This window comes from Psychrobacter sp., assembly GCF_035469765.1.
Lineage (GTDB): Bacteria > Pseudomonadota > Gammaproteobacteria > Pseudomonadales > Moraxellaceae > Psychrobacter.
Map to the genome: position 1 here is coordinate 1 of NZ_DATIRM010000277.1, position 18,747 is coordinate 18,747.

The window sequence follows — 18,747 nt, forward strand, 5'->3', positions numbered from 1 at the left end:
TCGCATCGACATCTCTTTGTCTTGTTATTGCTTTCATTTCTATTATATGGCTTTTAACCTTTACTATTGGTATAGCATTGTTATATCTGGTTTTTATCCCCATAAATGAAAGAGTATCAAATACAATCTTATCTACTATAATGCTCTTTTTAAAGGAGAAAAATCGTCTATCATTTATTTGCAACTTGCTATGGTTAAACTCTTATGACTACTGCTTTTAACCTGACTGACACTGCACTGATAATCGATACTGAAACTGATCAAAGTAAAGATCCACGACCTATCCAAGTGGCAACCATCAACGTAGCCACAGGCTTTGAGTGGATGAAATACTTTAATAGTGGTCGCTCGATATCGCCGGTTGTGATTAGGGTACATGGTATTACCGATGACGATGTGGCTGGGCTCGAGCATTTTGAGCTTGAGCAGTTTGAATTGCCTGCATACCTCATTGGTCATAATGTACGCTTTGATTGGCGGGTGATTGGCAGTCCTTCTGCCAAGCTAATTTGCACCGTTAGGCTGGCACGCGTCGCATTTCCGGAATGGAGCGCCTATGGTCAGTCCAAATGTATCGAGCAGTTATTAGGTCAGAATGAGGCAAGTAGGATGACGATAGCCGCTCATGATGCGCTCGGCGATGCCCGTATGTGTTATCTGCTTTATCAGGCTTGCTGCGAGCGTTTAGAGATTGCGCCGAATGATTTTGCGGCAGCACATGCTATCTCCAATAAAGCCAATCCGGTCAGAAAAATGCCTTTTGGTAAACATAAAGGCATACCGATTAAAGACGTACCAATTACCTATGTTAAATGGATGCTTGGCAATATTCATAACATGCAGCCGTCACTTTATTCTGCATTGACTAAGCGCGTTAAAACCGAAAAAGAAGCAGAATTAAGAAAAACTGAATAATAATACATCTACGGATATGCGATAAATAAAGGGCCCTAAAATGTAGTAATTGCGTAGTGATAAATCGCTGCTACCGTGTGTTAGCATTGCTTATGTTAAAATAAATCCCAGTAGGGAAGGCGCTCAAATATGACTTCTAAGCTCTATCCCAATTTATCTTGCATGATATGATCCATAAAGATTGGAATGAATGGCTATTTTGAAGATTTAACATGCTTGAATAAACAAGTTCTCAATAAAAATAACTGATATAAAAATTAAGGAAGCTATATGCAAATGAATATTAATAATGGCATGTATGAAGTGATTACCAGCCAAGATATTACCAATATCGAGAAAGCCGTGGACAAATCAGCGTTAACTATGCCGCTTGTGGCAGTCTATTGTGGGTCGCGTTTGGGCAATGATGTCGTATATGAGCAAGCCGCGCGCGAGCTTGGTCAGGCGCTAGCAGACAATGGCATGGGCTTGGTATATGGCGGCGCGAGTATCGGGCTCATGGGTGCTGTCGCTGATGAAGTGATTCAAGGCGGTGCTGAAGCGGTCGGCGTGATTCCAACCTTTATGCTTAAGCACGAAATTGCTCATGAGCAGCTGACCCGTCTACATCTGACGGATACCATGCACACGCGCAAAACGGTGATGGCAGAATATGCTGATGCGTTTATTACCTTACCGGGTGGGCTTGGTACCTTAGAGGAAATTATGGAAATCGCCACATGGCGCCAACTGTATCAACATGAAAAGCCAATGATTATTTTAAATATCAATGGTTTTTATGATCGTATGATTGAGCATTTAAAATATACCACTGAGCAAGGGTTTATGAAGCAGCAAGACCTTGAGCGCTTGGTAGTATGTAATACGATTGGTGATGCCATTGATTTACTGCAGACCATGGTCAAAATAGATGCCGCTGTCAATACGGAAAAGATGGCTGGCAACTAAAAGCAAATATGTAAACAAATATGAAAAAGGGAGAGAACGGCTAAAAGTAAGCCATTCTCTCCCTTTTTTTGCTTAAAAATTAAAAATACTGCTCTTACATTTCAGTAGTGCTTGAATCATTGTTCGCATTTAAATCTGCTAATGTTGGCTCATGAATACCATTAATATCACAATTGACACCTGCCATCGCTACTGGAAAGCTGCGCTGTTTTGCCAAATCACGAGCAACAGCATGAATGCTCATGCTGTCATTGTGCGCTAAATAGGCCCACTCATGGTCATAGCGATTACGATTTGCCTGCGTATCCTTATTAATTAAGCCAAGCTCACTTAATTCATCAACGATTTGATCCGCCGCTATCAAGGTCGAGGAGGCTTTAACGTTTTCAGCCCGCGCGTAGCGAATATTAGAATATAAGCTCACATCAGCGACCCGCAGGGTATCGTCCTCACCAGGGATTTGCTGCCCACCGTATAAGGCGTTGCCGATAGTACGAGCGCTATCAAAGGTCGGTATAAACTGTGCGACATAGTCAATCGCTTGTTGACTACGCGCTTGCAGTGGCGCTTTATCCCATCCGTCTTCGATATAGTGTACATACTGTGGCGGCAGTTTGGGTTGTGCGCTGTCTGTGCTCGATGCCACCAAGCCATCATCGAACAATGTGATGAACTTACTCATACCATGTATCTGAAAATATCCTCCCGGATAAGGCGTTAGCTGTGCCATTCCTTCTGGCGTTCCGCGACTGCCGTAGACAATAATCTCCGGTATCTGCCCACCGGTATCCTCCCAATGAGTGATATAAGAGGATTTAAACTCTACCATACGCGTGACTTTGACACCGACCATATCGTCAATCACCCCTGTACGAAAACCACAAGCATTGACGAGGTAATCGACTTCAATAGACTCGATTTTGCCGTTAGATTGCGCTTCAGGGTCTAAATTAGCGCCTTGTTGATAGTCAATACGCCATTTGGTCACATGATGATCAGCGTTTGAGCAGTTTTCACAGTCCACAGGCATCACTTGTTTTACCTGAGTATCGGTAAACACATGCGCATGCTGATAGCCATCTAATGCCAATTGCGCTGATGCTGCCAAGCGAAATATATTCCAGCCATATTCTTGTACCACGATCAGTGGAAATTTGACTTTATTTAAATCCAAATATTTTGCAACCGGTATCATCCATTCGTCCACGGTACTAGGTGCCGTAACTTGCTCACGCTCAGACAATGCAATCAGTTGCTCATGGCTGTAGAGCTGATAATAATCTTCCGGTTCACCCAGTACTTTGTTATTGGCATCTTGAGCAATCAGCTCACGATACGCTTCGGTCAATATATCAAGACGCGGTAGCAAGTCTGCTGGCAAACCCTCATCGCGAGTCGGCACTGCAAATACAGTCGGGCGCACATCGATGGTATAGGGATAAAGACGTAAAATATCGATACACTGCTTGAGAAGTGCGACGCAATCTTCGTCAGGAATTTCGCGATAGAGATTGCCACCAGCGTGCAAATGACACATCGGTGGACCATCAATCAGCGATTTATTTTTTTCAAATACATAAGTTTCAAGCCCTAATGCTGCCAATCGAATGGCAATCGTTGCCCCTGCCGTACCACCACCGAGGATACCGACGCGTTGAGCCGCAGGTGTTTGAGTATTTATAAAGGAGTGAGTCATGGTCGTGGTTATATCCTTAAGAGCATGTGTATCAAGTGTGACTTGAAGTGGTACTTGGCATATTCATGAGATGGCTTATAGGTAATGATATGCGTGCATAGATAGTTAACTTCAATAGTGATAACAATCCGCAATGGTCACATTCACTATTGTGTAGCCATACTTAATCTTCATAGCAGTATTTTACGAAAAACTACAAGGAATAGGATGGCAAATTGGTAAATGCATACATGAGTTTTGTCAACGAATGGCCATGGTCATCTGCAGCGTAAAAAGTCTAGCTTATCCAATTTGTAATATTTATGCACTTTTGTAAATTTTTATAAGGATAGGGATAATCGCTATAAAGCCTATGTTATATTTTAAACCTCGATAGTGGGTTTAAGACATTTGCTTTATTTTAGTAAGGCTTAAACCCTAGGATAATGAGAACGGTTCAATCACAATTAACAATCTATGATAAAAATGACAAGGAAGTTATTATGAAACATATACTTGTATTATCTGCTCTTAGTGGGGTGTTAGCGCTTAGCGGTTGCTCAACATTAAACAATATGGTCGGTAATGACGATTCTGGCATGCATGATGTACAAGCCACTAGCAATAATACCGCCCCAGTAACTAGTAAGAACGGCATGTTAGTTGACGCAAGCAACCATATGACTTTGTATACCTTTGATAAAGACTCAATGAATAAATCAGAGTGTGGCAGCGCTTGTTTGCTAGTGTGGCCAGCATTTATGGCACCTAGCAATGCTAAAGCTTCAGGTCAGTTTGCTGCATTCAAGCGTGAAGACGGTAAGTACCAGTGGGCGATGAATGGCAAGCCCTTATATTTCTACGCCAATGACACCAAGGTTGGTGATAAAGATGGCGACAATAAGCTGGGCGTTTGGCATATCGTTAAAACCAAATAATATCTAGATTTTCTCATAAAAAAGCAGCCATTATTGTGGCTGCTTTTTATTTGCTTGAGTTAGATGTTAATACAATACTATTGATCAGAGGTTGTCTCTCAAAAATCTGCCAACGACTCAGCTTGAGTAATATCTGAAACAGTCTCTATAGTAGGCGTTTTTCTATACAAAGGAAAAAATTCTGAGATTAAATCTTCCTCAGTAAACCAAATATCCGCCACCAACTCTGCATACTTTTCTGGATTGACAACGAGTCTATAAGTTTTAAAGATTAATTCTTGCGAACTAAACCCTTTTTTATACTCATATAAAGAGTCCAAGTTCGAACCAACACCGCCACCAAGGTGTAGGATTTTATAATTATTATCTCTACCCCAATTACGCGCAACATGAGTAATGAGTTTGGAGGGCTGCAAGTGGGTGTATGCGTTGAGTGTGCCACCTAGATGGAACTGCATAATATTCGACTCTCTACAAATGGTATAAATAGATGAGGCAATCGCTTTGTTGTCTTGATAAGCAGTTATTAATACTATTCTGTCTTGTAGATTCTCAAGTAGGTTGAAAAAATAATCATCATCAAAAAAGTAATATTGGTCTGCCTTAACATGGGCCATCGTTTCTTTATAAATGTTGGAAAATACCACCGCACTTTCTCTCGTCAAACATTCAGTTTTTGTCACGACATCCATTTTTAATGCTTTTTTAATACCTCTACGATGACGGTTTTGGGTCTCGCTCCAGTGTTCTTCTTCAGATTTGCTTAAGTCAGACATTAATGTCAATCCATGTGTCAGTGCTTTTCCGACAGCAGGAATCCATTCTTTATTGATAATCGGATGCAATCGCATAAATAAAGATACACAGCCTCTGTCACAGAGAAAAACTCTAATCTCTTCTAATACAATGTCTAAATCGGCATCGGTTAGAGATTTGTCCATCAAGGGACCGCCATAACCATAAGTAGAAATGGCATCCCAATGCTCTGAGTCAATTTCTCGTATGATAATAGGTAAGAAGACTTTTTTGTTTTTATAAGTAGCAACCACACCTTGAGGTGTACCTTTATCTACAATAGCTGACGCGGCAATCCAACCAGATAAATGATATATATCAAAGTGATACTCTGCGATATCTCTATCCCAATCTTTATTTATGTCGGCAAAACCTACCTGTACTGTATCCATCTTTCTGCTCCCTCAGTGTTATGTGTTATATTCGTGAATCCGTATATACGAATATAACAATAAAGGTCGAGTCTCACAAGTATATAAAAGGTATTTATGTAAATTAATGAATATATAGATAAGGTTGGAAGAGATACTTTTATTCCATAAAAAAACAGCCACTATATGGGCTGTTTTTTTTGAGGCGGTATTTTTGACGGGTGACTTACTTCAAGAGAGAGTGAAATTCATCATTATAAGCCTGTATTATTTTGCTTTATTCTTCGTAGCGGCTTTTTTCTCAATGAGCTCACCATCAATTTGAATCGGTACCTCGGTTGTGATGCCACTTGCAAAAGCGGTCATACCATAAGCGGCACGGTCAATCACACCGGTCGCGCGAAAGCCAATAACAGGCTCTTTGGTCAGCGGACTATTGGCTATTTTATTTAGAGTCACATCTAAGGTCAGTGGTTTGGTTTTACCTAGCATGGTAAAGTCGCCCGTGACTGCGGCTTGTTGTGGATTTTTAAATGTGACGCTAGTCGATTTAAAAGTCATGGTTGGATATTTTGCCACATTAAAAAACTCATCCTTTTTTAGATGAGCATCACGCGCATCCCAATTGGTATCAATGCTGTCAGTTGCAATGGTGAAGTTCATATTGGCTTTATTAGGGGCTTTGATATCGTAATTGACCACCCCTTTGACGTCATTAAAATGACCCATGGTAGTCGAAAACCCTAGGTGATTGACAGAAAATCCGACACGAGTGTGGGAGTCATCTAGTTGCCATTGAACCGGTAGAGACGCACTTGCTAGCGTAGTTATCGCAAGTGCTGAGCTGATAAATAGAGCTTTAGCACTGTTTTTTATTATCGTATTTTTCATGGTGAGATTTTTCATTATCTTATCCTTATTAAGTGTTAATACTTTAGATGAATTGATAAGTGAAGCAGCAATGCTGATCAAATGCTATTATTAAATTAATCTATATAAATAACAGCTATTGATTATTTTATCTAACGCGTTATTATACGTGGCTTGTATATTTGCCTCAATACTATCCCTGCTGCAGTGACAAATTAGCACTGATAACGCTCACAACTGCTGCTTGCATCAAACCCCAAAAACCGGTAAAATCGCGGTTTAATTTTCCCGCTGGGGAAAGGCTAAGCGAGCAGAGGTGTGGTATTGGGTGCTGGAATAAGCCAGTGACGCAGTTGCCAGACTGAGAATGTCCTTAGTGCCTCAGTTACGTATGTCATCGTTTGCCGAATGCATCATTAAAAATGTCGTTCTGCAAAGGCGTTATACATACATCGGACCTAGAGAGTTTATTATGCGTAAAGATATCCATCCTACTAATTACCAAGAAGTTTTATTCCATGACACCAACGCTGACGTGTTCTTTTTGACTCGTTCAACTGTTAAAACCAAAACCACTCGTGAATACGAAGGGTCAGAATACCCATACTACCCACTTGATATTTCAAGTGCATCGCATCCATTCTATACTGGTGAGCAACGTAAAACTTCTACTGAAGGCCGTGTTGCAAGCTTTAACAAACGCTTTGGTGCGTTTGGTGGCCGTAAGAAAGCTGCTGATACTGACGCTGCAGAATAATTCACACGTATTGTGTGATATTATTTTGAGCATGTGTTTTCTCAAACATGCACTGTGATAGTATTAAGAATATAAAAAACCGCTGACTATTCAGCGGTTTTTTTTGATTTTTTGGCGAATGAATTAAGTATTAGAAGAGTCGAGTAACTCTAGTATTAGCTCTGATACTTGCTGAGCCCAATAGCCATACATTAGGCTGCTCGGATGAAAACCGTCAATAGCAAACATTACTTTGATATCGATGGGCGTGCCATTAGAGTGCTCAGCGATCATGCGTGGGAAATCCGTTGCCATATAAGTGACATGGTTATTACTCGCGCATATTTGCTGCAATATGCTATCAAGAATAGAAGCTTTAGCACCCACGAAGTGACTGAGTGGGGCAGGGATGGCAGGCATTTGTGCCATAGGCGGCAGACTTAAGAAAACCAACTCGCGCACGCCAAACTTACGCTGGGCAATGGCAATAATATCTTTAATTTGCTGTTGCCATTTGTCTACAGCAACACTCGATGTCGTATCATTGACGCCGACACTCAGTATCATCACATCGATAGGCTCGCTTGGCGCTGGCATAATATATAGCCTGCGTAAAATATCAAAACTGGTGTGCCCCGTTGTCGCTTGTAGGGACCAGTTTAATACCGAAAATTGGGTATCAATAGCAGGCTGTTGCTGCAAAATAGGGATGAGCTTACCAATGAGCGCTTCTTGCTGCGTTTCACTGCCAACACCAGCGGCTGCCGAATCACCAACTACCATAAGAGTTAATGTTGGCTTATTCTGAGCAGTACACTGATTGCTTGGGTTACCCAGTTGCACAGACCCATGTCTTTCTCCATTTGGCTCAGGTAAACGGACCGTATCTCGTTTTATTTTGCGACCTTGATAAAGGTATACAGGAGCAAGAAACACATCCTTCGCAACCGCGGCTATTTTATTTTGTATTTTTCTAGTAGCTACCATCCTGCACGCTCTCTAATAATAGTAAGACTATCGTCTACGAATAATTTGCCATCGACATACACCTCACGCAGTAGGTTGTCATTCTCAGCAGAAAGTTCATCAGCTTTGATGGTCTCGAATTGTCCATTACTGTGTTTGATTAATGCCAAACGTCCTTTCTTTGAGCGTTTTGAGCGGCTGGTAACAGGGTCTTTATAAATATCTTTCCATACGCCATTGATAGAGATGGCACTGGCTTTCATCGCCCAGCTCATGGTATCGCGATTGACTTGTTGTAGCAGTCCACCGCCCATACCAAAGGTCACATTATCAACGCTAAAGCCCGCTTTCATAATCACATCGATAATCTTGCTCAAGCTTTTTGGACTGATACCATCACCTTGGATGATGCGGACGTAATCGGGCAGGACTTTATAGCCTTTGCTATTGACCGTCGTACCGAATTTTACTGCCAAACGCTCTAATGCTTCGCTCACCACTTTAGCTGGATCGCCACTATCTGGTCTGATAACCAATGTGCCACCCATATTTTCAACATCATCTTTTAGGCTACCGCCCCAAATATTGTCAATGGCGTTCCATAAGTCGTAGCTGTCAGAGACCACAGAAAAGCTTTTACCTGCGCCGCCAAACTGTTCAATCATATTGGCAAAGGCGGCAGTTTCACCGTCGCGTCTCCATGCCGTCATCGTACTATGCTCAGCGGCAGGAATAGAAAACGCTGGCATGTCTTTATCCATTTGATACCAACGACTGGCAGCCACTAACGCAGTCATCGAATCCGTACCAGCAAAGTTCACCAAATGTGCCAAGCTGCCGAGTGCTACGGATTCTTGGCTAGATGCACCACGCGCCCCAAAATCATGTAAGCGAAAAATTAAGGAATCGCTGTTGTCCGCAGATTTCTCTAGTGCTTGACGAATGATGCCTTTGCAATAGTGCGAGACACTAGCGACCGTTGACGGATACCAAATCGCGCGCAGTAGCGCTGTTTCGATATAGCTTGGCAGCCAATAAAACTCTGGGTCGGTATTGATGACTTGGCAGACGACATTGGATACTGGCACGATGCTGCCTTCGGGTATAGCTTCGATACGTAATGGCAGATAGCCGCCGTGCTTATCGACCAAACTTTCCCAGCCAGCACGGTTAAAAGTTAAGCCATGCGCTTGAATAACCATTTCAGCTTCATCGATGTCTTGATGGGTAATCGGTATACTTAGGTATTCTTTAATAAACGCTTGCAGCCCAAAAAATACCACATCGTAGTCGCCCTTACGTGCCTCAATATAGATAGAGAGATACTCACTACCTTTTGGATATTGCACCCAATGTGAGGTTTTATAGCTGTCGCTATTTAAGATTAAATTGTTTAGATTGCTGGTGTACATCACAGAACTCCTCTGCTTTGAGATATCACAAAAGTTGCGGCGCGAAGCCTTTACCGTCTATCGGTTTGGGCATGAAAAATTGTCAATAAAAAATTGAATAGTCGTCTGATAAAATCCTACAAACCAACCATTTTAGTAATAATGGCATAGTGATCTTCAAACATCATGGTGGCCTCAAGCTCAGCCAGTGGTAACCAAAAAGCTGTGGCTGCGTCATCGCCACCTTTTACTTTTGGCAAGCCCTTTGGATCATTTTTGAGCTGAAAGTAGAATGCTTGAGTAATCGTACGCCCACGCGCTGAGCGATATGGGTCATCAAAGGTATGTTGACTATGACAAGAGCCACGCAATACCGGCTCAGGAACTTTAAGGCGGGTTTCCTCACGTAGTTCACGGATACAGGCATCAAATAGGGTCTCTTTTGGATTTAAAAAGCCACCCGGCAGTGCCCACAATCCTTGCCCCGGCATACTGCGGCGCTCAACCAGTAAGATATACCCTGATTGGACGACCAAAGCATCAGCGGTCATAAAGGTCGGTGGATAAGGAGCAGACTCCCATTGTCTTTTATACTTATCAACAAAATCTGCTTCTGCGTGCAGCTGTTGGTATTCGCTTGTTTGTTTGAAGTCGGTTAATACTTGGCGCGTTGATTCAGGGGTACGCTCAGGCGTTGGCGTGGCACCCATCAGATAGCTATCACGTATAGGCGTGGCGGATAAATTATGATAATTGGGTACAGATACGGACGCCCAATTTGGGAATAGCGATAAATAATACGATGAGCTGTCTTTTGAATGACCAATCAGACCGATATCAGTTTGTAAGTCGCCAGTGATAGATTTTACACCGGCTTGCACATATTGTAGCCAGCGCGTGTCATTGTAGAGAGCATCGTCCAATCCGACGCAGTGGATACGCGCTGCTTCCTTTGCTGAATACGTGCCCTTAATCATAGCCGCGCGTTCAGCAACGCTGAATGGGTTACGCAAACTGCGCGGTAGATTGGCCGAGCCAATAAGCATAATCACTTCATCCGAGCGTTTTAGCGCTTCGTCAATGACTGCCTTGTGTCCACAATGAAACGGCTGGAAACGTCCGATAAAGACCAAATAACGATAGTGTTTACTGTTTTTTTGATCAGGGTTTTGCTTATCTGAATGTTGCTCTGATAATTTACTCATAGACGCCAATTTCCTACGACTTATTTTTATTGATTAAAAATTGATGACGCTAATACTGACACAGCCTGTGACTTTCTGACAAGTGTAAAGATGTTCATGGCTGTCTTCTCGTCACAGGGGCAAATCTCATAGCCTAGTCATTCATCATGAGAGGTTATATACCACTGTCACAGTCTTAGCTTGTATGCTTCTCTATCCATGCAGTTACTGTTGGCCAAATCTCTGTTGCGGCATTATCGAGTTTTAATTCCTCAAAAAAATAGCGAAAAGTCGCTTCATAATCATAAGTGGCGACAGTTTCGAAATTGAATTTTTCTTTTGGTAGGGCGCTATCACCATGACCACGCCATTCCATGATGTAGCAGTGATGGCCAAGACTTGCTAAATACTCAGCGATTTTTAGACAGGTTTGCTTGTCTGAAAATGTACCATGCGTCAAAAATACATTTTGTGCGGTAACGTCAGACAGGCCAGTTGCCGGAGTATGGGTCATCGTAACGTCTTCTACATGGTTAATCACTTTCCAAACGGCAATTTGTTCACCATCGTTTGTAGTCACTAAGTGCAACGTCCGTGTCATCATAAAAGCAGTCTCTTGAACTCAGGTTGTTCTAATCAGAATAGGAATGAAGCGATTGCTAAGTTATACCATAGCTGATTGCTCTCTGATGTGAGCTTTATTATAAGCACAAAAAAACTGCCAGCAATGTATTCAATCACTGGCAGATGTATTTAAGACAAAGCTAATTAAAAGTAAGGTCTAGCTTTCTTTACTAAACTCATTGAATGCTGCTACCGCTTCAGCCGCGTACATCATAGCTGGCCCACCACCCATATAAACACACAAGCCCAATGTTTCAGCTACTTCCTGTTCAGTCGCGCCAAGCTTTACCAATGCTTTGGTATGGAAACCAATGCAAGCATCACAGCGAGCGCCAACCGCTAATGCTAGCGCAATCAGCTCTTTGGTTTTTTTATCTAACACACCATCAGCCGTTGCCGCTGCACCAAGTTGAGAAAACGCTTTGGTGGTTTCGGGAATGTGCTTATGTAGTTTAGCCATATTGGTTGAAACGTGCTTGGTGATATCGTCAAATGATTTACTCATGGGTTGCTCTTAATAAGGAAGGATAAAGGGACGACAGTTGTAAAAAGGCATATTGGTTTCTCAAAAACCAAAAATTTATTATATTTAATTATAGTATATAAAATAAAATATTAAAGCAAGATGCTCTTTTGGTTAGGTGTTTAAATAACTTGATAATCACGTTAGCCGTCTTTATATAGCAGGTGATGTATCAATCATTGGATAAGCGGTATTTATTGTCTCTACTTCGTCATTATTAATAAAACTGATAACAGTCATTTGTCGCCATTTTGGTTTAATTCACAGTAGCGCGGTCGGAATTATGGCTTGAGTAAGGTATAATAGCCGTTATAAACGCATTAACTTTTATAATCATTATGGTCAGAGCAATACAATAATAAGCCTCAAACATTGATAGCCCATATAACTTATATAAGCCACATAGCTTTCAAAAATTTCAAAACGTCCAAATTCACGACACAGTAGCCATAATAGATATAGCGTTTGTGTCATAACGCATAGGAAACATTATGAGTGAGAAAAACCAAGCTGATAACCAATTAGACCAGTCTGTAGACTATGAATCAGCGCTAGATACTGAGCAAGCTGAAGCAAAAAGCAGTATCACCATCACTGAGTCAGCTCAAGGGTATTTGGCAGATTTGCTAGCTAAGCAGGATACTGATGGTATCGGTGTCCGTATCTTCGTTGAGCATCCTGGAACCCCGCGTGCAGAGTGCTGTATGGCTTATAATCAGCCAGGTGAAGAAGACAGTGCTGATCTACGTTTTACTTATGACAACTTCTCTGCGTTTATCGAAGCGGCGTCAGTACCTTATCTAGAAGATGCAGTGATTGATTATAATAAAGACCGTTTCGGTGGTCAGCTAACTTTCCGTGCCCCAAACTCTAAAGTACCTAAAGTGGGTGCTGATGCCAGTGTCGAAGAGCGCATCAATTACGTATTGCAGTCAGAGATTAACCCAGGCTTAGCAGCGCATGGTGGTGACGTACAGTTGCTTGAACTGATTGATGAAGAAGGTGTTGGCTTAACGGCTGTCTTGAAATTCGGTGGTGGTTGCCAAGGGTGTTCAGCAGTTGACATGACATTGCGCCAAGGCGTTGAAGTACAGCTCAAACAGCAAATACCAGAGCTGACGCAAGTCATTGATGAAACTGACCACACTCGTACAGAAAATGCTTACTACAAATAAAAGCAAAGTAGCCGTTATAAGAACGGCCGTCATTTATAGTGCGAACAAGTCTGTTGAGTTTATCGCTTATGAATATTTGTCATTAAGAGATGCATAGTTTGCTATTCTTTTAATAAAGAAGCTGAGTTATCATGAACTCAGCTTTTTTATTGCTATGATTTGGCAAATGGCTTTTTTGAGATGACTTTTAAGCGATACCTCGTTAATTAATAATTTTTGATCAATACAAAGGAATGTACTATGAGTGATGAGCAAGCAGCCCAGCAAGCAAAGAATACCCAACGCCTCGAGACTTTAGCGATTCATGCCGGTTATACTGTCGAGCCGACTACCAAAGCGGTAGCCGTGCCTATTTATCATACCAGTTCGTATGCGTTTGATAATACTCAACATGGTGCAGATTTGTTTGATCTAAAAGTCGCGGGCAATATCTATACTCGTATCATGAATCCCACCAACGCTGTGTTAGAGGAGCGTGTTGCTGCGCTTGAAGGCGGTATTGGTGCCCTTGCGGTGGCATCTGGTATGGCTGCTATCACTTATGCCATTCAAACTATTTGTGAGGCGGGTGATAATATTGTGGCAGTATCAACCCTATATGGTGGTACTTATAATTTATTTGCGCATGCCTTGCCGCGCCAAGGTATCGAAGTTCGCTTCTTTGATCACAAAGATCCTGAAGCGATTCGTGATTTAATCGATGATAAAACCAAAATGGTCTTTGCGGAAAGTATCGGTAATCCACTCGGCAACATCATTGATATTCAGGCGCTTAGCGATATCGCTCACGAGTATGGTGTACCAGTCGTGATTGATAGTACGGTTGCGACACCTGCGCTATGTCGTCCGTTTGATTTTGGTGCTGATATTGTCATTCATTCATTGACCAAATATATGAGTGGTACGGGCACCTCGATTGGCGGTGCGATTGTTGATAGTGGTACCTTCCCATGGGGTGATTATCCTGAGCGTTTCCCGTTACTTAATACTCCTGATGCTAGCTATCATGGCGTAAACTTTGTCAAAGACGTTGGCGCTGCGGCATTTATCGCCCGCGCTCGTGTCGCACCACTACGTAATACTGGTGCAGCACTTAGCCCGTTAAATGCCTTTAGTATTTTGCAAGGCTTACAGACACTGGGTTTACGTATGGAGCGTCATGTACAGAATGCGCAAGCCGTCGCAGAATATTTACGTGACCATGATAAAGTTGCTTGGGTAAAATACGCAGGTTTGTCTGATCATCCTGAGCATGAGCTTGCCAAAAAATATATGAAAGGTACGCCATCTGCTATTTTGACCTTTGGGGTAAAAGGTGGACTTGAAGCAGGCGCGCGCTTTATTGATGCCTTGCAGCTGATTACGCGCTTGGTCAATATCGGCGATGCTAAATCACTGGCCTGTCATCCAGCGACGACGACCCATCGCCAGCTCAATGAGCAAGAGCTTGAAAATGCGGGCGTCAGCATTGATATGGTGCGTTTGTCGATTGGTATTGAACATATCGAAGATATTAAAGCAGATTTGGAGCAAGCATTGGCTGCGGCTTAAGCAGCTTACAGGATAATTTTGCTGAATTAAACGCAAAATAGTGCACAAAGAAAAGCCCATATCAAATCGATATGGGCTTTTTGTTTAGCATCAAATACATGTATTCAGTGATTAAGCAGATAGTACGCGCTGAGCAATATCTCTATAATCTTGTGAGATAAGACGCGGCCCGAACTGTTGAATGACTTGTGCTGATACTTCGCTGGCAAGACGTCCACATTCTGGCAAGCTGTATTGTTGTGACAAAGCATATAAGAACGCACCAGCATAATTATCACCTGCACCATTGGTATCGATAACATTGGCCACTACTGGTGTCGCAACGTCATAAATCTCAATTTCTGACTCGTTATTAGACTTATGGGCGATGACCGCACCTTTGGCACCATCAGTCACAACTGCTGTTTGGCAATACTCAAGCAAAGCACGAGCGGCAGCTTTGACTTGCTTTTTATCAGTGAATAACTTGGCTTCTTCACTGTTACAAAATATCACCGCGACTTTATTGCCAAGCATATTGAGCAAGCCGTCTTTGGCAAATTTCACCACAGCAGGATCGGCAAAGCTCACGGCGATTTTTGCGTTATGAATGCCCGCTTGCTGACGTAACTGAGTCATCGCTGGTTGGATACTCTCAGACATGGCCAAATATCCTTCTATATATAGCCAGTCTGCGTGCACCAATGCATCAAAATCGACATTGTCAGCTGCGATATCGCTTGAGGTGCCAAGATAGGTCTGCATGGTACGCTCGCCATCTTTTGTGACTGCGACCACACACGAGCCAGTCACACCATTTGTGTGGATAGATTTTTCTGAGGTTACAACGCCTGCTTCATGCAAGTCTTTGAGATAAAACTGGCCTTGAATATCATCACCGACGCGGCAAGCATAAAATGGCTTACCACCTAGGCTGGCAAAGGTATACATTGTGTTGGCTGCTGATCCGCCGCTCGCGTGTTTTGTTGGCTTAATCTCAGCAAGCTTGAAGTAAGCCAGTAGTTGTTGCTGCTCTTCGATATCTGCCAGTGTCATATTGCCTTTGGTCAGTTCAGTCTCTTCCAATGCGGCATCTGACAGTACATACTCGTGATCAACCAAGGCATTACCTATTGCCATTACATCGTACATTGCTTACCTCTCCTCAATTAATTTATAAATACACATTTTTTATGGTTGAAAATTATTCAGCCTGCAGCTCAAGCAAGCGCTGATAGAGCGCATTCTTTTTTACGCCAGTGATGTCAGCGGCCAACGCGGCAGCCTTTTTGACCGATAAATCCTCTAGCAGCCGTTGCAGCAATTTATCATGAATACTGATGTCATCATCGTCTTGGGCAACATTGGCTCCGGCGACCACCACCACTATTTCACCGCGCTGCTGGTTGTCATCCGCTTTGACAAATTCAACCAAAGCGCCAAGCGTACTTTTATTTACGGTCTCAAAGGTTTTGGTCAATTCACGGCAAAACGTCACTTCACGCTCAGCACCAAATACAGTCGCCATATCTTCTAAACTGGCAATAATACGGTGCGGCGCTTCATAAAATATCAAGGTTTCAGTGCGAGAGTGCAGTGCTGCCAATTGTTTTTGGCGACCGTGGGTTTTTGCTGGTAAAAAACCAATAAAGCTAAAGCGGTCTGATGGTAGCCCTGCAACTGACAGTGCGGCAATGGCAGCAGAGGCGCCAATAATAGGGGATACGCGAACGCCAACCGCATGTGCTGCTTGTACCAATTGATAGCCAGGGTCACTAATCAGCGGCGTGCCAGCATCACTAATTAAAGCAACGGAATGACCTTGCTCAATCATTTCAATAATTTTGGGTGTTTGAATGGCGCTGTTATGCTCATGATATGCCCACAGCTTATTGTGCCCTTTTTGCTTAACAGCTATATCAGAATCGCTGTCGGCATCATTTTTATTATTGTGCACCGTTACTTCTTTGTTATCGTCAGCTTTACTGCCTTTGGTATCGATACCGAAATGGGATAATAGCTTACCTGAGGTTCGTGTATCTTCACAGGCAATGATAGCAACTTGCTTTAAGACATCGATCGCATGCGGTGTCATGTCACTAAGATTGCCAATCGGCGTGGCAACGATATATAGACAAGCTGGCATCGCGGTAGGGCTAGACATGAAAACCTCGGGTCATTAAGATAATAAATAAAGGGATATGGCGCGCTGACTGATAAAACTGGCTAATAATACCAAAAGCAAAATTGCCTCATCCAATAAGGCTTAAGCAAAGCATAAAAAACTACACCAGCATCTGAGCGCGAAAGTGGTTAGTTTAGCATGATGTGCTATGATAATTCTGAAATGTTGAGCAGACTGATAGACGTCATGGCAAATGATAAACCTTTAATGCTAACCTCTCCAAAACAGCGCCAAGGCAGTTATTTTGAGCAGCAGGCGTGTGAGTTTCTACAAGAGCGAGGGTTGATTTTGGTTGCCCAAAACTGGCAGCAGCCCAAAGTTGGCGAGCTTGATTTAGTGATGTTAGAAAAGGGACAGGCATGGTCAACATTGGTATTTGTTGAAGTGCGACAAAGACAGAGCTCATATTTTGGTGATGCGGCGCGCAGCGTAACAACAAGCAAACAGCGAAAAATAATTAAAGCAGCGCGTTACTTTTTGCAGCAAAATCAAAAATACAGTGATTATGAATGTCGATTTGATGTGATTGCTTATAATACGGCGAATAACAGTAATAGTAAAAATGAGACAAATATCACGTTGGATAATCAACCAAATCAACGGTTAGAAATTAATCAGCCTGAATGGCTACAAGGCGCATTTATCGCGTCAGCTTGGTAATAAGACGTGCGCTTTATTTATGACGATAATAATCATAGGATGCCGCTATCGTTACTAAAAGCCTAACCGTAAGTGGTGAAAAGTCAGTACAGTAGTAGCACTCAAAGGGCGTTTTGAAGCAAGATTCTGTTATATTTGTTAAGAGTTAACACCATTAATTGTCACCATTATTTATTATGACCACTCATGTTCTACGAGGTAAATCATGACAAGAATGCATCTGCGCACTGCTATTTTAAGCTCACCACGCCGTACTGCGATAAGCGTTATGTTAATGTCGAGTATTGTCACGACGGGCTGTACCACCAACTATTTGACCAATAGTACACAAGGTACTTATGGCGTGCCTATGACTGAGCGCACCATCCCGCAGCGTCTGCTTGATCGTAGTATTGAGCATACTGTCAAGATTAACGTCTATGGTTTGCAAGAGAGCTTGCAGCAGACCAGTCGCATGAGTATTGATAGCTTTAATAGTATTGTATTACTGACCGGTGAAGTGCCGACTGAGGCAGTCAAGGCAGAAATTAGTAAAGTGGTCGGTTCTATGCCAGACGTGCGCCAAGTGTACAATGAGCTGACGGTTGGTGCTTCAAAAGGCTATAGTCAAACTGTCCACGACGGTTATATCACATCAAAGCTGATGGCAAAGATAGCCACCGCTGATGGCGTAAAAGCGTCACAAATCAAAGCGGTGACCAATAATGGCGTGGTTTATGTCATGGGTCGTATGACACCGACGCAGCAAAGCCATCTGATCGATATTGCCAATAGTACGGTAGGTATTACAGAGTTGGTTCTACTGACTACTGTGGTTGATGATAGAGGCGTCAAGCTAGGTAATGATGACATCATGTATGAGGCCAACTTAGCTGATTCAGTTAATCCAAATAGAGTTGCAGTGGTGAATAATGTATCAGCACCGAATACTGGCAGCTCTGTCACAGCAGATACTACTATTAGTGCTACACCTATTATAGTGACCGAGGATGGCTCACCAGTCACTGAGCCTTCATCAAGTCCTTATATTGACCTATACCAAACGCCATAAGTCAAAAATTTGATATGAATGAGTGATAGGTTGCTTGTAACAGCGCCCAAATAGCACTCACAATAAGCCTTAATATACATAACAGTAGCAGCACGATAAATCCGCAGTAAACCCATAAAATATATATAGTCAAGGAAAAGCAATATCGATACATAACGTACTGCTGGTATCAATTTTTCTTGCTTGCTGTGCCTACGCAGACAGAGGCTG

The 18,747-nt window shown here is 42.5% G+C and carries 18 protein-coding genes; 8 read left to right on the forward strand and 10 right to left on the reverse strand.

The features are described 5' to 3' along the window. The first annotated feature begins 204 nt into the window (after window positions 1-204). Both VLN09_RS07850 and VLN09_RS07855 read left to right on the forward strand, forming a co-directional pair. Window positions 205-915 (forward strand): putative quorum-sensing-regulated virulence factor, encoded by a 711-nt coding sequence (locus tag VLN09_RS07850; protein WP_325245301.1) that lies wholly within the window; start codon window positions 205-207, stop codon window positions 913-915. Between the two features lie 270 nt (window positions 916-1,185). After that, window positions 1,186-1,863, forward strand: coding sequence for a TIGR00730 family Rossman fold protein (locus VLN09_RS07855; RefSeq protein WP_325245303.1), 678 nt, complete (start codon window positions 1,186-1,188; stop codon window positions 1,861-1,863). 94 nt (window positions 1,864-1,957) lie between these two features. Here the strand turns inward: VLN09_RS07855 and VLN09_RS07860 are convergent, their stop codons facing one another. After that, on the reverse strand, window positions 1,958-3,559 hold the full coding sequence (locus VLN09_RS07860; protein WP_325245305.1) for an FAD-dependent oxidoreductase: 1,602 nt from the start codon (window positions 3,557-3,559) through the stop codon (window positions 1,958-1,960). Between the two features lie 482 nt (window positions 3,560-4,041). Between VLN09_RS07860 and VLN09_RS07865 the strand changes: the two genes are divergently transcribed. Next, window positions 4,042-4,476 (forward strand): hypothetical protein, encoded by a 435-nt coding sequence (locus VLN09_RS07865; protein WP_325245307.1) that lies wholly within the window; start codon window positions 4,042-4,044, stop codon window positions 4,474-4,476. A gap of 98 nt (window positions 4,477-4,574) precedes the next feature. Here the strand turns inward: VLN09_RS07865 and VLN09_RS07870 are convergent, their stop codons facing one another. Both VLN09_RS07870 and VLN09_RS07875 read right to left on the reverse strand, forming a co-directional pair. Next, window positions 4,575-5,663 (reverse strand): GNAT family N-acetyltransferase, encoded by a 1,089-nt coding sequence (locus VLN09_RS07870; RefSeq protein WP_325245309.1) that lies wholly within the window; start codon window positions 5,661-5,663, stop codon window positions 4,575-4,577. 246 nt (window positions 5,664-5,909) lie between these two features. Continuing rightward, window positions 5,910-6,548, reverse strand: coding sequence for a YceI family protein (locus VLN09_RS07875; RefSeq protein WP_325245311.1), 639 nt, complete (start codon window positions 6,546-6,548; stop codon window positions 5,910-5,912). A gap of 436 nt (window positions 6,549-6,984) precedes the next feature. Here VLN09_RS07875 and VLN09_RS07880 point away from each other — a divergent pair, with 436 nt between their 5' ends. Next, window positions 6,985-7,269, forward strand: coding sequence for a type B 50S ribosomal protein L31 (locus VLN09_RS07880; RefSeq protein WP_325245313.1), 285 nt, complete (start codon window positions 6,985-6,987; stop codon window positions 7,267-7,269). Window positions 7,270-7,392: 123 nt separating this feature from the next. Here the strand turns inward: VLN09_RS07880 and VLN09_RS07885 are convergent, their stop codons facing one another. From VLN09_RS07885 to VLN09_RS07905, 5 genes are all read right to left on the reverse strand, one after another. Then, complete coding sequence (locus tag VLN09_RS07885) at window positions 7,393-8,235, reverse strand: SGNH/GDSL hydrolase family protein (protein ID WP_325245315.1); 843 nt, start codon at window positions 8,233-8,235, stop codon at window positions 7,393-7,395. Beyond that, the gene (locus tag VLN09_RS07890) at window positions 8,229-9,626 is read right to left on the reverse strand and encodes a nicotinate phosphoribosyltransferase (protein ID WP_325245317.1); all 1,398 of its coding nucleotides are present in this window, start codon (window positions 9,624-9,626) and stop codon (window positions 8,229-8,231) included. Before VLN09_RS07890 ends, VLN09_RS07885 begins: the two co-directional genes overlap by 7 nt. A gap of 116 nt (window positions 9,627-9,742) precedes the next feature. Continuing rightward, window positions 9,743-10,810: a bifunctional nicotinamide-nucleotide adenylyltransferase/Nudix hydroxylase gene (locus VLN09_RS07895; RefSeq protein WP_325245319.1), complete on the reverse strand. Its 1,068-nt coding sequence runs from the start codon at window positions 10,808-10,810 to the stop codon at window positions 9,743-9,745. A 175-nt stretch (window positions 10,811-10,985) separates the two neighbouring features. Beyond that, on the reverse strand, window positions 10,986-11,393 hold the full coding sequence (locus tag VLN09_RS07900; RefSeq protein ID WP_325245321.1) for a hypothetical protein: 408 nt from the start codon (window positions 11,391-11,393) through the stop codon (window positions 10,986-10,988). A 177-nt stretch (window positions 11,394-11,570) separates the two neighbouring features. After that, entirely contained in the window at window positions 11,571-11,873 is a 303-nt protein-coding gene (locus VLN09_RS07905) for a carboxymuconolactone decarboxylase family protein (protein ID WP_414709108.1), read from the reverse strand. A 554-nt stretch (window positions 11,874-12,427) separates the two neighbouring features. Between VLN09_RS07905 and nfuA the strand changes: the two genes are divergently transcribed. Together nfuA and VLN09_RS07915 are read left to right on the forward strand one after the other, a co-directional pair. Further along, window positions 12,428-13,111 carry a Fe-S biogenesis protein NfuA gene (nfuA, locus tag VLN09_RS07910; protein WP_325245325.1) on the forward strand — a complete coding sequence of 228 codons (684 nt, stop codon included), beginning with the start codon at window positions 12,428-12,430 and terminating at the stop codon, window positions 13,109-13,111. A gap of 240 nt (window positions 13,112-13,351) precedes the next feature. Beyond that, window positions 13,352-14,662: an O-acetylhomoserine aminocarboxypropyltransferase/cysteine synthase family protein gene (locus VLN09_RS07915; RefSeq protein ID WP_325245327.1), complete on the forward strand. Its 1,311-nt coding sequence runs from the start codon at window positions 13,352-13,354 to the stop codon at window positions 14,660-14,662. A gap of 111 nt (window positions 14,663-14,773) precedes the next feature. Here the strand turns inward: VLN09_RS07915 and VLN09_RS07920 are convergent, their stop codons facing one another. Both VLN09_RS07920 and rsmI read right to left on the reverse strand, forming a co-directional pair. After that, on the reverse strand, window positions 14,774-15,793 hold the full coding sequence (locus tag VLN09_RS07920) for an adenosine kinase (protein WP_325245329.1): 1,020 nt from the start codon (window positions 15,791-15,793) through the stop codon (window positions 14,774-14,776). A gap of 52 nt (window positions 15,794-15,845) precedes the next feature. Continuing rightward, complete coding sequence (gene rsmI / locus VLN09_RS07925) at window positions 15,846-16,805, reverse strand: 16S rRNA (cytidine(1402)-2'-O)-methyltransferase (RefSeq protein WP_325245331.1); 960 nt, start codon at window positions 16,803-16,805, stop codon at window positions 15,846-15,848. Between the two features lie 159 nt (window positions 16,806-16,964). Here rsmI and VLN09_RS07930 point away from each other — a divergent pair, with 159 nt between their 5' ends. Together VLN09_RS07930 and VLN09_RS07935 are read left to right on the forward strand one after the other, a co-directional pair. Continuing rightward, window positions 16,965-17,486: a YraN family protein gene (locus VLN09_RS07930; protein ID WP_325245333.1), complete on the forward strand. Its 522-nt coding sequence runs from the start codon at window positions 16,965-16,967 to the stop codon at window positions 17,484-17,486. 205 nt (window positions 17,487-17,691) lie between these two features. Further along, window positions 17,692-18,537, forward strand: a complete 846-nt coding sequence (locus tag VLN09_RS07935; RefSeq protein ID WP_325245335.1) for a BON domain-containing protein — start codon at window positions 17,692-17,694, stop codon at window positions 18,535-18,537. The last annotated feature ends 210 nt before the right edge of the window (window positions 18,538-18,747 follow it).

Excerpts from the sequence above, each read along its gene's own strand:
- VLN09_RS07915 (WP_325245327.1), top strand. The coding sequence starts at position 13,352 with ATGAGTGATGAGCAAGCAGCCCAGCAAGCAAAGAATACCCAACGCCTC.
- VLN09_RS07900 (WP_325245321.1), bottom strand. The coding sequence starts at position 11,393 with ATGATGACACGGACGTTGCACTTAGTGACTACAAACGATGGTGAACAA.
- VLN09_RS07935 (WP_325245335.1), top strand. The coding sequence starts at position 17,692 with ATGACAAGAATGCATCTGCGCACTGCTATTTTAAGCTCACCACGCCGT.
- nfuA (WP_325245325.1), top strand. The coding sequence starts at position 12,428 with ATGAGTGAGAAAAACCAAGCTGATAACCAATTAGACCAGTCTGTAGAC.
- VLN09_RS07870 (WP_325245309.1), bottom strand. The coding sequence starts at position 5,663 with ATGGATACAGTACAGGTAGGTTTTGCCGACATAAATAAAGATTGGGAT.
- VLN09_RS07855 (WP_325245303.1), top strand. The coding sequence starts at position 1,186 with ATGCAAATGAATATTAATAATGGCATGTATGAAGTGATTACCAGCCAA.
- VLN09_RS07850 (WP_325245301.1), top strand. The coding sequence starts at position 205 with ATGACTACTGCTTTTAACCTGACTGACACTGCACTGATAATCGATACT.
- VLN09_RS07905 (WP_414709108.1), bottom strand. The coding sequence starts at position 11,873 with ATGGCTAAACTACATAAGCACATTCCCGAAACCACCAAAGCGTTTTCT.
- VLN09_RS07920 (WP_325245329.1), bottom strand. The coding sequence starts at position 15,793 with ATGTACGATGTAATGGCAATAGGTAATGCCTTGGTTGATCACGAGTAT.
- VLN09_RS07890 (WP_325245317.1), bottom strand. The coding sequence starts at position 9,626 with ATGTACACCAGCAATCTAAACAATTTAATCTTAAATAGCGACAGCTAT.
- rsmI (WP_325245331.1), bottom strand. The coding sequence starts at position 16,805 with ATGTCTAGCCCTACCGCGATGCCAGCTTGTCTATATATCGTTGCCACG.
- VLN09_RS07875 (WP_325245311.1), bottom strand. The coding sequence starts at position 6,548 with ATGAAAAATCTCACCATGAAAAATACGATAATAAAAAACAGTGCTAAA.
- VLN09_RS07880 (WP_325245313.1), top strand. The coding sequence starts at position 6,985 with ATGCGTAAAGATATCCATCCTACTAATTACCAAGAAGTTTTATTCCAT.
- VLN09_RS07860 (WP_325245305.1), bottom strand. The coding sequence starts at position 3,559 with ATGACTCACTCCTTTATAAATACTCAAACACCTGCGGCTCAACGCGTC.
- VLN09_RS07930 (WP_325245333.1), top strand. The coding sequence starts at position 16,965 with ATGATGTGCTATGATAATTCTGAAATGTTGAGCAGACTGATAGACGTC.
- VLN09_RS07865 (WP_325245307.1), top strand. The coding sequence starts at position 4,042 with ATGAAACATATACTTGTATTATCTGCTCTTAGTGGGGTGTTAGCGCTT.
- VLN09_RS07885 (WP_325245315.1), bottom strand. The coding sequence starts at position 8,235 with ATGGTAGCTACTAGAAAAATACAAAATAAAATAGCCGCGGTTGCGAAG.
- VLN09_RS07895 (WP_325245319.1), bottom strand. The coding sequence starts at position 10,810 with ATGAGTAAATTATCAGAGCAACATTCAGATAAGCAAAACCCTGATCAA.